The 12,705-nt window shown below is 66.5% G+C and carries 10 protein-coding genes; 4 read left to right on the forward strand and 6 right to left on the reverse strand.

The genetic code is table 11. From position 1 onward, the window contains the following. Positions 1–76: 76 nt before the first annotated feature. Both A5651_RS10455 and A5651_RS10460 read right to left on the reverse strand, forming a co-directional pair. Complete coding sequence (locus A5651_RS10455) at positions 77–412, reverse strand: hypothetical protein (protein WP_066979272.1); 336 nt, start codon at positions 410–412, stop codon at positions 77–79. Between the two features lie 37 nt (positions 413–449). Then, on the reverse strand, positions 450–1,229 hold the full coding sequence (locus A5651_RS10460) for a crotonase/enoyl-CoA hydratase family protein (RefSeq protein ID WP_066979275.1): 780 nt from the start codon (positions 1,227–1,229) through the stop codon (positions 450–452). Positions 1,230–1,331: 102 nt separating this feature from the next. Between A5651_RS10460 and A5651_RS10465 the strand changes: the two genes are divergently transcribed. From A5651_RS10465 to A5651_RS10475, 3 genes are read left to right on the forward strand one after another with little or no spacing between them, the layout of a single operon-like run. Continuing rightward, on the forward strand, positions 1,332–2,174 hold the full coding sequence (locus A5651_RS10465) for a lysophospholipid acyltransferase family protein (RefSeq protein ID WP_066979279.1): 843 nt from the start codon (positions 1,332–1,334) through the stop codon (positions 2,172–2,174). 5 nt (positions 2,175–2,179) lie between these two features. After that, positions 2,180–3,829, forward strand: a complete 1,650-nt coding sequence (gene fadD12 / locus A5651_RS10470; RefSeq protein ID WP_066979282.1) for an acyl-CoA ligase FadD12 — start codon at positions 2,180–2,182, stop codon at positions 3,827–3,829. Then, the gene (locus A5651_RS10475; RefSeq protein WP_066979285.1) at positions 3,822–5,060 is read left to right on the forward strand and encodes an alpha/beta hydrolase; all 1,239 of its coding nucleotides are present in this window, start codon (positions 3,822–3,824) and stop codon (positions 5,058–5,060) included. The genes fadD12 and A5651_RS10475 overlap by 8 nt, the downstream gene beginning before the upstream one ends. Here A5651_RS10475 and A5651_RS10480 read toward each other — a convergent pair whose 3' ends face one another. Together A5651_RS10480 and A5651_RS10485 are read right to left on the reverse strand one after the other, a co-directional pair. After that, positions 5,061–6,479 carry a wax ester/triacylglycerol synthase family O-acyltransferase gene (locus tag A5651_RS10480; protein ID WP_066979382.1) on the reverse strand — a complete coding sequence of 473 codons (1,419 nt, stop codon included), beginning with the start codon at positions 6,477–6,479 and terminating at the stop codon, positions 5,061–5,063. Positions 6,480–6,503: 24 nt separating this feature from the next. Beyond that, a complete protein-coding gene (locus tag A5651_RS10485) occupies positions 6,504–7,724 on the reverse strand; it encodes an alpha/beta hydrolase (RefSeq protein WP_066979288.1) in 1,221 nt (406 codons plus the stop codon). Between the two features lie 163 nt (positions 7,725–7,887). On the opposite strand from A5651_RS10485, the gene A5651_RS10490 reads away from it, so the two are divergent. Next, a complete protein-coding gene (locus tag A5651_RS10490) occupies positions 7,888–10,056 on the forward strand; it encodes an acyl-CoA dehydrogenase (protein ID WP_066979290.1) in 2,169 nt (722 codons plus the stop codon). A gap of 102 nt (positions 10,057–10,158) precedes the next feature. Here A5651_RS10490 and A5651_RS10495 read toward each other — a convergent pair whose 3' ends face one another. Beyond that, on the reverse strand, positions 10,159–11,154 hold the full coding sequence (locus A5651_RS10495) for a MaoC family dehydratase (RefSeq protein WP_066979292.1): 996 nt from the start codon (positions 11,152–11,154) through the stop codon (positions 10,159–10,161). Positions 11,155–11,168: 14 nt separating this feature from the next. Further along, positions 11,169–12,689 (reverse strand): fatty-acid--CoA ligase FadD4, encoded by a 1,521-nt coding sequence (gene fadD4, locus A5651_RS10500; RefSeq protein WP_066979294.1) that lies wholly within the window; start codon positions 12,687–12,689, stop codon positions 11,169–11,171. Between the last annotated feature and the right edge of the window lie 16 nt (positions 12,690–12,705).

A 12,705-nucleotide genomic window follows, 5' to 3' on the forward strand; every position in this document is an offset into this window, starting at 1 on the left:
CCGCTTGACCGTCATCCCGCTAGAGCTGGATTGCGGGACTCCTCAACGCGGCTGACGCCGCTTGATCGTCATCCCGCTAGGGCTTGCCGCGCGACGGCGTCTGCCCGGCGACACCGTGCCGCAGTGGCGTGTTGGCCTCCGCGGCCGTTGACTCCTGCACCGGCGAGCCGGCCGGGGTGTGGGTCACCCCGGGCGCGTTCGACGGATCACCCGCCGACGGCTGCGCGCCATCGTGCAGTTCCTTCAGCCGCGCGTGCAGCACCTCGAGCACCGGGATGCGGTTGCCGTGGGCGGTCTCGTGGTCGAACAGCTGCCGCAGCTGGGGCTCTTCCAGGCCGCGGATCCGGTGTCGGAGCTCAGGAAGGGACAGCTGGTCGTAGTCCGTGATGGGCAGTTCGTCGCTTTGAGCCATGCCTTATCGGTTGCCCACCGCCGCGTCGGTGAAACGATCAGGTGCCGGTCCACTTCGGCGGCCGTTTCTCGGCGAAGGCCACCGCGCCCTCTCTGGCGTCGTTGGACGTGAAGACAGGCGCGAGGATCTTGGTCTGCTTCGACCACATCTCCTCGGGACTCCAGCCGCGCGACTCGACGATGATGCGCTTGGTCGCGGCCACCGCGAGCGGGCCGTTGCCTGCGATCCGTTCCGCCAGCCCGATCGCCGCTTCCAGCGCCGAACCCGGCTCGGCGAGCAGGTTCACCAGGCCGAGCTGATGGGCCTTTTCGGCCGGCAGGTTCTCGCCGGTCAGCGCCAGCTCCATCGCGATCGCGTACGGGATGCGCTGCGGCAACCGCAGCAGACCGCCGCCGCCGGCCACCAGGCCGCGCTTGACCTCGGGGATACCGAACGCCGAATCCTTGGATGCCACGATCAGGTCGGTGGCCAGCGCCAGCTCACACCCGCCGGCCAGGCAGTAGCCCTCGACCGCCGCGATGAGCGGCTTGGCGGGCGGACGCTCGGTGAAGCCCATGCCGCGGCCCTCGACGACGACGTTCTCGCCGCGCGCGAACGCCTTGAGGTCCATGCCGGCGGAGAAGGAACCGCCTGCGCCGGTGAGGATGCCGACCGACAGGCCGTCCTCACCGTCGAGCCGGTCCATGGCATCGGCCAGGCCCCTACTCACGTCCGCGTTCACGGCGTTCTTGGCCTTGGGCCGGTTGATGGTGATGATGAGGATCCGGTCGCGCTGTTCGACCAGGACGGCTGGTTCGTTGTTGGCTTCTTCGCTCACCCGGGTGATGCTATCTATCGGGGGTTTAGCGGGTAACAAAGACTAGGTACTATGTAAAAACTAGAACACGTTCTAGTCTGCCCGTGAGCGACAGGAATCCGAATGGCCACCGACACCCAGCCCTCCAAAAAGAACAAGCCCTCCAAAAAGAGCAAGCCGTCCGAGATCACGAAGTGGGATCCCGGTCTGACCGCACGCGTCGTGGGCCTCATGCGGCCGATCCTCAAGCGCTATTTCCGCTCCGAGGTGCGCGGGCTGGAGAACCTCCCCACCGGCGGAGCGCTGCTGGTGAGTAACCACTCCGGCGGCCTGCTGCCGATGGACGTGCCGATCCTGTCCGTTGACTTCTACGACAAGCACGGCTACGACCGGCCGCTGTACACGCTCAGCCACGACATGCTGATGGTCGGGCCCAGCGGTGACTTTTTCAAAAAGATCGGCTACATCAGCGCCAACCACGAGAACGCCGACGAGGCACTGCGCTCCGGCGGGCTGGTCGTGGTGTTCCCGGGCGGCGATTACGACGTGTATCGGCCCACGCTGGAGGAGAACAAGATCGACTTCGGTGGCCGAACCGGATACGTCAAGGCCGCATTGAATGCTGGGGTTCCGATCGTCCCCACCGTCGGTATCGGCGGTCAGGAGACCCAGCTGTACCTGACCCGCGGCACCTGGCTGGCCGAGCGGCTTGGGCCGATCGCCCGACTGGCGCGCGCCAAGATCGTGCCGATCTCGTTCGGCTTCCCGTTCGGCCTGAGCCTGGTCGTCCCGCCGAACATCCCGCTGCCGGCCAAGATCACCATGCAGGTGCTCCCGCCAATCGACATCGTCGCCGAATTCGGTGAGAACCCCGACATCGATGAGGTCGACGCACACGTCCGCCACGTCATGCAGCGGGCACTCGACGAACTGGCCGCCGAACGGCGCCTGCCGATCCTGGGCTGACCGTTATGGCGCTGCTGGACAGACTCGGCGACACCGTGGGCCTGGTCGCGACGATGCGACGCGCGGGCATGATCGCCCCGCTGCGGCCCGACAAGTACGTGCGGATCGCGGCGGCTATGCGCCGCGAAAACGTCTCGGCCGTCTCGGGTTTCGCGTCGTCGGCCCAGCGATGTCCAGACCGGCCCGGCCTCGTAGACGAGCTCGGCACGCTGACCTGGCGCGAAGTCGACCAACGCTGTGACGCGTTCGGCGCGGCCTTGCAGGCGCTGCCCGGCGGGCAGCCGAAGGTCATCGGCGTCATGTGCCGCAACCACCGCGGCTTCATCGAGGCGGTCGTCGCGGCCAACCGCATCGGCACCGATCTGCTGCTGCTGAACACCTCATTCGCCGGGCCCGCGCTGGCCGAGGTGGTCGCGCGTGAAGGCGCCGACGCCATCGTCTACGACGAGGAGTTCACCGAGATCGTCGAGCGCGCGCTGGCCGAAACACCGGACGCGACCAGGATCGTCGCCTGGACCGATGACCCGTCGGCGCACGGCGATTCGTTCACCGTCGAAAAGATGATCGCCGCGCATGCCAGGCAACAGCCCAAACGCGCCAGCGAGAAGCCCCGCACGATCCTGCTGACGTCGGGCACCACCGGCACCCCCAAGGGCGCCAAGCTGACGGGCGGAGATCCCGGCGCGCTCAAGGCCATCCTGGACCGAACTCCATGGCACACCGAGGAAGCGATCGTGATCGCGGCGCCCATGTTCCACGCCTGGGGCTTCTCACAGATGATCTTCGCCGCGACCATGGCGTGCACGATCGTCACCCGGCGCAAGTTCGATCCCGAGGCCACCCTGGAGTTGATCGACCGCCACCGAGCGACGGGGCTGGCGGTAGTGCCGGTGATGTTCGACCGGATTATGGAGTTGCCCGACGGGGTACGCAGCCGCTACAGCGGACGATCCTTACGCTTCGCCGCTGCATCGGGTTCGCGGATGCGTCCGGATGTGGTGACGGCCTTCATGGACCAGTTCGGCGACGTCATCTACAACAACTACAACGCAACGGAGGCCGGGTTGATCGCGTCGGCCACGCCCGAAGACCTGAGGGCGGCTCCCGACACCGCGGGCAAGCCTGCCCCGGGCACCGAGATCCGGATACTCGACAAGGACTTCCGCGAAGTGCCGACCGGAGAGGTCGGCCAGATCTTCTGCCGCAGCGGCACGCTGTTCGGCGGGTACACGTCGGGTCAGACCAAGGACTTCCACGAGGGCTTCATGGCGTCGGGCGACCTGGGCTACATGGACGGCAACGGCAGGCTGTTCGTCGTCGGGCGCGACGACGAGATGATCGTCTCCGGCGGCGAGAACGTCTATCCCATCGAGGTGGAGAAGACGCTGGCCTCACACGCCGATGTCGCCGAGGCGGCGGTGATCGGCGTGGACGACGAGCAGTACGGCCAGCGGCTGGCGGCGTTCGTCGTCCTCAACGATGGCGCATCCGCAACGCCGGACACCTTGAAACAGCACGTTCGCGAGAACCTCGCGAATTACAAAGTGCCGCGGCAGATCACGGTGCTCGATGAGCTTCCGCGCAGCATCACGGGCAAGGTCGTGCGCAAGGAACTGCAGGCCCTGGTTGACGGGGTGGAGGAACCCGATGGGTAAGCGCCGTCCCCTCTTCCGCGCGAGCCTCGAGCTCGCCAACGCCGCCAACGGTGTCCGGCCGTTCGGCCGCGACGGATACCCCACCGTCCCGGCGTTCTTCCTGGGCTGGCCCACCACCGAGATGGCGCCGCTGTACATTGCCGGCTCCGTGCTGGGCGCAGGCTGGCGGTGGCTGAGGGGCGACTATGCGACGGGTCGGGGCCGAATAGCTCTGCTGCTCAAGGCAATCACGTGGGGGCTGCTGTATCTGATCCACCGCCGCAACGTGGCGTCGGAGCCCTATTTCGACACGCCGCTGCGGGACACCCTCGGCGACGACTACGAAGCCGTTGCCGCGCAGTCGCAACCGATGGCGCGCCGGCGGCTGGCCTACGTGCTGCCCAACGAGCTCCTGCGCCGCCGCTACGTGGAGAAGACCGACGTGGTGCAGTACGGCCCGCACCCGAAGGTCAACTTCGCCGACGTCTGGCGCCGTCGCGATCTGCCCCGCGACGGTAAGGCGCCCGTGTTGTTGCAGGTGCCCGGCGGCGGATGGTCTATCGGAATGCGCCGCCCGCAGGCGTATCCGCTGATGAGCCACATGGCCGAGCGGGGGTGGGTCTGCGTGTCGATCGACTACCGGGTGAGCCCGAAGAACACGTGGCCGGCGCACATCGTCGACGTGAAACGCGCGCTGGCCTGGATCAAGGAAAACATTCACGAATACGGCGGCGACCCCGACTTCGTCGCGATCACCGGCGGCTCAGCGGGTGGACACCTGTGCGCACTGGCCGCGCTGACGCCAGACGATCCGCAATACCAGCCGGGCTTCGAGGGCGCCGACACGTCGGTGGCCGCGGCGGTCCCGATCTACGGACGCTACGACTGGTTCACCACCAAGGGGCCCGGCCGCTGGGAGTTCGTGCTGATCCTGTTGCAGCGGTTGGTCGTCAAGAAGCGGCTGTCGAAGCATCTGCAGATCTACCGCGACGCATCGCCGATCACCCGCGTACGGCCAGATGCGCCACCGTTTTTCATCCTGCACGGCGTCGATGACTCGTTGATCCCCGTTCCCGAGGCGCGCGAGTTCGTCGCCGCGATGCGAGAGGTCTCGAAGGAGACCGTGGTCTACTCCGAGATTCCACACGCTCAGCACGCGTTCGACTTCTTCGGATCGCCGCGCGGCTACTACACCGCCCACGCCGTGGAAAAATTCCTGTCCTGGGTGCATGCCCACCGAGACGAGAAGTAGCTACTGCGCCATCGCCTTTTCGACCACCGCGAGCCGCTCGGGAAGACCTGCGGCGCGGCGGATTTCGACGAACGCCTCGATCATCGCGTCGGACAGCTCGTGCGGGTCTGACAGGGTCCGCCCGTCGGACAGCACCGAGATGTTGAGCTGGTCGACGTAACTCCAGACGGTGATGTTGAGTCCGCTTCCGGTGGTCAGTGGGCCGACCGAATAGATCTCGGTGACCAGCGCGCCGCCGACGCGACCGGGCTCGCGCGGGCCGGGCACATTCGATATCGGCAGGTTGAGCACCTTGTTCTGGCCGTCCTTTTCGGCGAGCCAGTGAAACAGCCGCTCAGCGGGTCCTGGCGGGAAGTACGACGACCATCTGCTGACCAACTCGGGCCCCATCAGGTTGTGTGTCTCCTTGGCCTCGACCGCGGCGTCGTGCACGGCGCGTACGCGTTCCAGCGGGTCCTCGAGTTGGATGGGCACCACCATCATCACGCCGCTGAACCGGTTGCCCGAGATGCGTTCGGGGGAAAAGTCGAAACTGACTGGGACCGAGGCCAGCAGCGGGTGGTCGGCGTGACCGTCGTACTTCAGCGACAGCTTGCGTAGCGCGCCCGCGGACATCGCCAGCACCATGTCGTTGATCGTGACGTCCAGGTGCTTGGCGGTCTCCTTGACGTCGGCCAGCGCCAGCGAGGCGGTGGCGAACTTGCGCTCGGCGTCGATGCGGTGGTTCATGAATGACGGCGGAGGGGTGAACGGTCGCGTCAGTTCCGGCGACAGCTTTCTGCTGCTCTTGCGCACCCGGCCGATACCTTGTGCGGTGTATCGCATCACTGAAGGCAGGCGGCCGATCTGGCGCATGTGGTCGGCGACTGCCGTGCGCAGCAACTCCCCTCGGCCGGGCACGGACGACGTTGGGTTGGGCCCGTAGTCGCGCTGCGGTCCTGGATGCATGTCCATGCCGCGCGCCAACAGATTCGCCGAGGCAACCCCGTCGGCCAGCGCGTGGTGGATCTTGCCGAGTACCGCGATGCGACCGTTGGCAAGGCCTTCGATGAAGTACATCTCCCACAGCGGCTTGCTGCGGTCCAGTGGCACGCTAGCGATCTTGCCAACCGCCTCGTCAAGCTGGCGACGGCCTCCTGGGCTGTCGACCCGATACGGGCGGACGTGGTATTCGAGGTCGACCTCGCAGTTCTGCCGCCACATGGGGTGGTGGAACTTGAACGGGATGTCGACCAGCTGATAGCAGAACGGCTCGAGCTTGCCGAGCCGGGCTTGGATGACTTTACGAAACTCGTCGATTCCAAAGGTGCGGCCGCCGAGGTCGTCGAGCTCGATCACCGCCAGCTTCAGCGTATGCATGTGGACGGTGGGCGTCTCGGAATACAGCAGTACCGCGTCCCACCCGCTGAGCCTCTTCAACTCCAGCACCTCCCTGCCAGGAGGCTATATAACCTCTTTCGCCTTCATCAGCGATCGGTTTCGGTGAACATGGTTGAGGAACAAGCCGATTGCCGTCGACACCGCGCCGGTGCGGGCACCGTCGGTCATGTCGAATCCGTGGCCGGCGCCCGGCAGTTCGATGTAGCTGACCACGTCGCGTGAAACGGCGCGCAGCCGCTCGACGAAGCTTCGGGCCTGCGCCACGGGGATGACGGAGTCGCCGGTTCCGTGAATCACGAGGAACGGCGGCGCGTCAGGATGTACCTGGGCGATCGGCGAAGCCTTCCGGAAGATCTCGGGATGGCGATCGATCTTGCGCTTGACGACGACGCGCTCCAAGAAGTCGACGAACCGGTCCCGTTCCGGGGTCGAACGGTCCTCCCAGTCGTAGCGGCCGTAGATGCCCACCACCGCGTCGACGGAGGTATCCGAGCCCTCCGGCAGATCCGCCTGCAGCTCGGGATCGTTGGGCGTCAGCCCGGCCAACGCGGACAGATGGCCACCGGCCGAACATCCCGCGATGGCGACGAAATTGCGGTCACCGCCGAACCGGTCGACGTTGGCGCGCGCCCACGCGATCGCGGTTTTGACGTCGGTGATGTGCTGCGGCCAGCGGTGATGCGGCGCGACTCGGTAGTTCACCGACAGGCACACCCAGCCCTGCGCCGCCATCGCCGACATCAACGCATAGCCCTGCAGTTGCCTTCCACCGTGGATCCATGCGCCGCCCGGCACGAAGATCATCACCGGTGCCGGCTCGACGGGCAGTTCCTTGGCGCGCCACACGTCCAGAAGCTGCGACGGGTGGTCGCCGTAGCGAACCGACGACCGGTGCAGGCTGCGACGGTGCGTGCGCATCTTCAACACGGGGGCCTGCCGCTCCGGCGCCGGCCACTTGATCGGCAGTTCCGTGGGCGCCACGATGCCGCGCAGTGCGGCTTCGAGGACCGAATTGGTTGAGTCGAGCTCCTGCTTGCGGAGTTCGGGCAAGACCGGAGCTTTCTTTGACCGGCCGCTGCCGAAGAAGTCGGGGGCGTGCCGATAACCCCAGATACCCATGGCGGTCACCACGCCGAGCGGTTCGAGGCGTTTTCCGATGAACGGTAGCGATGCTGATGCGACGCTCATCGCCAGAAGATAGTCAGAAGGGCCTGCACGCAGGAACCACTGAGCCTGTTTCACTATTTTGGGCGCGGTTTGCCGAGCATCCGGCGTTTCCGTCATGGCGCGAGCGTACCCCCGTACGGCCAATCGAAACGACAACATTTGGCAGTTGTCTACTCGTTGCACGTCAGAGCTCGGATTGTGACGGTGATCACATTTTGGGTGCTGCCAGAATGCGAGTTAACTTCTACTCGACACCCGTCAACGGCAAAGGACTTCCACTGTGAGCAAGTCAGCACTCGCCATCACCGACGAACACCAGGATCTTGCCGATTCGGCGATTGGCCAGCTCACGCGGCTGAAAACCAGGGCTGCGGCGCGCGCTTCACTCGAGGGTGGGTCCGCACACCCCGACGACGTGTGGCGAGCGGCAGCGGAACTGGGGTGGCTGGGTCTGGCGATCGCCGAGGAGCACGGCGGTTCGGGGTTCGGGCTCGCCGAGTTGGCGGTGGTGCTGGAGGCCCAGGGTCGCGAGTTGAGCCCCGGCCCCTTCCTGCCGACGGTGGCGGCGGCCGTGGTCATCGACCGTTGTGCATCGGATTCGCTTCGCGCGCAAGTGCTTCCGGGTCTCGCCGACGGATCGCGGGTGGCGGCGCTGGGGTTGTCCGGGACCGTGGCCGTCGGGTCGGACCTCGTGGTGACCGGAGAGAGCCCGGCCGTGCTCGGCGCGCCCGACGCCGATGTACTTGTGCTTGTAGCCGGTGACGACATCGTGGCGGTCGACGCCACCGCCGAGGGCGTCACGGTGGCGGCCCTCGAACCGTTGGACACCTCCCGCAGCATCGGATCGATAGCGCTTCGCGGCGTGACGGTGGCCGAGGACCGGGTACTGCGCGGCGCCGCCCGGCGGGCGCGCACGGTCTTCCGGATCCTGGCATCGGCCGAGGCGGTGGGCGTGGCCTGGGCGACGCTGGAGATGGCGGTCGACTACGCGAAGGTCCGCGAGCAGTTCGGCAGGACCATCGGCACGTTCCAGGCCGTCAAGCACCATGCCGCCAACATGCTCGTCGACGCCGAGCAGACCACGGCCGCCGTCTGGGATGCGGCCCGCGCCGAGGACATCGACAGCGCCTGGTTTCCCGCCGCCGTAGCCGCCTCACATGCCATCCGCGCGCAGGTCTTCAACGCTGAGAACAACATTCAGCTGCACGGTGGAATCGGCTTCACATGGGAACACGATGCGCACCTTTACCTGCGTCGGGCCCGCACGCTGGCCCCGGTGATCGGTGACGGCGCGGACCCGTTGCTCGACGTGGTGGAGGGTCGTCGCAGCGGGCAGGCGCACGGGGCATCGTTCACGCTGCCCGAGGAAGCCGACGAGTACCGCAGGCAGGCGCAAGAGGCTGTCGAGCAGGTGCGGTCGCTGCCCGAAGACAAGCAGCGCGACTTCCTCGTCGACTCGGGATATCTTGTGCCGCACTGGCCCAAGCCGTGGGGGCGGGCGGCAGACGTGCTCGAGCAGTTGGTCATCGAGGAAGAGTTGGCTGACGTCGAGCGCGCGGACATGGGCATCACCGGTTGGGTGGCGCTGACCATTGCGCAGGCGGGCACCGACGATCAGCGCGAGCGATGGGTCGAACCCGTGCTGCGCGGACAAACGATGTGGTGCCAGCTGTTCTCCGAACCGGGCGCGGGCTCGGACGCCGCCGCGGTGCGCACGGCCGCCAAGAAGGTCGACGGCGGCTGGAAGGTGACCGGCCAGAAGGTATGGACAAGCCTTGCGCAGCACTGCCAGTGGGGTCTGGCGACGGTCCGCACCGATCCCGACGCGCCCAAGCACGCCGGTGTGACGATGATGGCCATCGACATGAAGGCCCCTGGCGTCACGGTCAATCCGCTGCGAGGGATCACCGGCGACGCGCACTTCAACGAAGTCTTCTTCGACGATGTCTTCGTGCCGGACTCCGACGTGGTCGGCGACGTGAACAAGGGCTGGCTGGTGGCGCGGGCCACGCTCGGCAATGAGCGCATCTCGATCGGCGGCGGCTCGGGCGGCTCGGTCGGTTTCGACGCCGACGACCTGATCAAGCTGCTCGACGGCGTGCCGGACTCCGTGGCGGCCCAACACGTCCGGCGGGCCGGTGAGGTGATCGCCGAGCTGCACACGCTTCGGCTGCTGAACCTTCGCCGCGCCAGCCGCGCCATCGCCGGCGCCGAACCGGGGCCGGAGGGCAATGTCACCAAGCTGCTGGTGGCCGAATCCGGCCAGCACCTCACGGAATTGGGTCTCGCGCTGGCGGGATCGTCCGCGGTGGTGGGCGCCAACCAGAAGCTGATTCGCAGCTACTTGGGGGGTAGGGCGATGACGATCGCCGGCGGTACGTCGGAGATCACCCGCAACACGATCGCCGAGCGCATCCTGGGCCTCCCGCGCGACCCGCTGCTGAAATAGCTGGGTCACCTCCCCCGCTCCCCCGCGAGCGTGCGTGTCTGCACACAACACGCCGCAGTATTTCGGCGTTACGTGCACGCTCGCGACGCGACCAACGTGCGCTCAGAACTGCAGAGCGGTGAAGCGCCAGTCCAGCACCGGCCGGTCGGCAGTACCGTCACCGACGGCGTAGACGATCGACCGCAGCTTGAGTACGCCACCGCGGCCGGCGGGCAGCGGCTCGGCGCCGTCGACGTGCACCTCGCTGTAGAGGGTGTCCCCCTCGTGCACAGGGCCGGTGTGGTCGCACGACTCCCAGCCCAATATCGTCGCGATGTTCGGCAGTAACCGCGTGACTTGAGCGAACGCCAACCCGATCGTGTGGCCGCCGTAGACAAGGCGCTGGCCGCCAACACGCGAATCATGGTGGGTGGCAGCGATGTTCAGCGTCAGCCGCGCCAACTCCGGTGCGCTGGAGACGACGTCGGCAGTGCTGTGCAGAACCGCGCCGGCGATGCCTGGGTCGAAGTGCGCGCCGGGCACCCTCGCGCGGAATGCATCGGCGTCCCAGTCGGCGGTCGGATCGGGCGGCCGGTTGGACCCGGCGCCGATGGCCGACAGGTCGTCATGGTGGCCGGTGTCGACGGCCCCGTCGCGCAACGGAAGCATTGCGCAGCGGTGGAAGTCGAGCACCAGCCGCCCGAGCTGGTCGACGGTCGTCATGCGCAGCGCGGCAAGGCCCGTCGGGGCACGGCCCGGCCTGGTCGAATTTTGTTTGAGCGCGACGACCTCGGTGCGGGTGGACAAGGTGTCGCCGATGACCGGGAACCGGTGAAAAGACAGGCCACGGTAGAACAAGTTGGCCTTCACACGCTGGGTGGCCAGGGTCGTCTGGCCGATGGCAACATCGCAGACCAGTTGCGGATGAGCCAGCGCCACGGTCGCACCCGTCACGGCATTCGCGAGGTCCGCGTCCAGCGCCAGCCGCAGCCGGTCGCCGATGATCGACTGGTGCACCGCCGCAGCGCCCGACGTCAGCGTCATCGAGGGCGCCCAATCGAAGACCTGTCCGATCTCGAGATCGTCGAAGTAGGGTCCGCCGGGTTCATGACCGAGCATTGACACAGCTTGCCCTATGAGTACTTGGCGATCAGCTCCTGCTTGTACAGCTTGCCGGTGTCGGTGCGCGGCAGCTGCGGCTCGAAGGAGATGGAGCGCGGACATTTGTAGTGCGCCAGGCGGTCCCGCAGCCAGCTCAGCAGCTCCTCGGCGAACCCGTCGGTGGCGTCGGCGGGGTCGACCGTCTGCACCACGGCCTTGACGCGCTGGCCCATCTCCTCGTCGGGAATACCGAACACGGCCGCATCCATCACCTTCGGGTGCGTGACCAACATGTTCTCCGCCTCTTGCGGGTAGATGTTCACCCCGCCGGAAATGATCATGTGGTGACGCCGGTCGGTGAGATAGAGGTAGCCCTCTTCATCGAGATACCCGATGTCGCCGACCGTCTTCCAGCCGTGCTTGCTGCGTGACTTCGCCGTCTTCTCCGGATCATTGAGGTACTCGAAGTCGTAGCCGCCCTCGAAGTAGATCTCACCGGCCTGGCCAGGAGGCAGTTCGTTGCCGTCCTCGTCGAGGATGTGTAGGGCACCGGCCATCGGCCGGCCGACCGACCCTGGATGAGTCAGCCATTCCTCGGCCGTGATCAGCGTCGACCCGTGTGCCTCTGATGAGGCGTAGTACTCGTCGACGATCGGTCCCCACCAGTCGATCATCTGTTTCTTGATCTCCACGGGACACGGCGCGGCGGCGTGCATCACCCGCTTCAGGCTGGAGAGGTCGTACGAATTCCGCACGTCCTCAGGCAGTTTCAGCATGCGGGTGAACATCGCAGGCACAAACTGCCCGTGCGTCACGCGATGGCGCTGGATCGCCTCGAGGCAGCCTTCGGCGTCGAACTTCTCCATCACGACAGTGGTGATGCCGCCGGCCTGGATCGTCATCGACCACACCGACGGCGCGGTGTGGTAGAGCGGTGCAGGGCTGAGGTAGACGGCTTCGGGGTCGAGCCAGAAACTGACCAGCGCTGACATCATGCCTGGCGCTTCGGACGGCGGTAGGTGCGGCAACTCCCGCTTGATGCCCTTTGGCCGACCGGTGGTGCCCGACGAGTACTGCAGCAGATCGCCCTCGATCTCGTCATCGATCGGTGTATCAGGCTGGTCGGCAACACATTCGGGGTAGCTATGCCAGCCCTCGAGGTCGTCCCCAGCGATGATCAGCAGCTCGGGCAGGCCGTTCGGCAGTTCGGTGGCCAGGCCCTCCAACGTCTTCTGAAGGGCGGCCGAGCCGACGATCGCCTTGGCGCTGCTGTTGTCGATGATGTAGGCCGCCTCCGCGGAGGTCAGGTGGGTGTTGATCGGGACGTAGTAGAGACCGCTGCGCCGGGCCGCCCACATCGCGACGTGGTAGTGCTCGTTGTTCTCCATCAGGATCGCGACGGCGTCGCCCTCGCGCAGGCCGTGGGCGCGGAAGTAGTGCGCGAGCCGGTTGGCCTTGACCTCGAGTTCACCAAACGTCACCGTCATCCCCGACGGATGCATGATGACGGCGGGCTTCAGGGGGTGTGCTTCGGCATGCTCGCGAATCTGCATGGCTGAACTCTACGAT

Origin of the sequence: Mycobacterium sp. 1274761.0 (assembly GCF_001668615.1) — a bacterium.
Taxonomy (GTDB): domain Bacteria; phylum Actinomycetota; class Actinomycetes; order Mycobacteriales; family Mycobacteriaceae; genus Mycobacterium.

Excerpts from the sequence above, each read along its gene's own strand:
- A5651_RS10485 (WP_066979288.1), bottom strand. The coding sequence starts at position 7,724 with ATGACGGAAACGCCGGATGCTCGGCAAACCGCGCCCAAAATAGTGAAA.
- fadD4 (WP_066979294.1), bottom strand. The coding sequence starts at position 12,689 with ATGCAGATTCGCGAGCATGCCGAAGCACACCCCCTGAAGCCCGCCGTC.
- fadD12 (WP_066979282.1), top strand. The coding sequence starts at position 2,180 with ATGGCGCTGCTGGACAGACTCGGCGACACCGTGGGCCTGGTCGCGACG.
- A5651_RS10465 (WP_066979279.1), top strand. The coding sequence starts at position 1,332 with ATGGCCACCGACACCCAGCCCTCCAAAAAGAACAAGCCCTCCAAAAAG.
- A5651_RS10495 (WP_066979292.1), bottom strand. The coding sequence starts at position 11,154 with ATGCTCGGTCATGAACCCGGCGGACCCTACTTCGACGATCTCGAGATC.
- A5651_RS10475 (WP_066979285.1), top strand. The coding sequence starts at position 3,822 with ATGGGTAAGCGCCGTCCCCTCTTCCGCGCGAGCCTCGAGCTCGCCAAC.
- A5651_RS10455 (WP_066979272.1), bottom strand. The coding sequence starts at position 412 with ATGGCTCAAAGCGACGAACTGCCCATCACGGACTACGACCAGCTGTCC.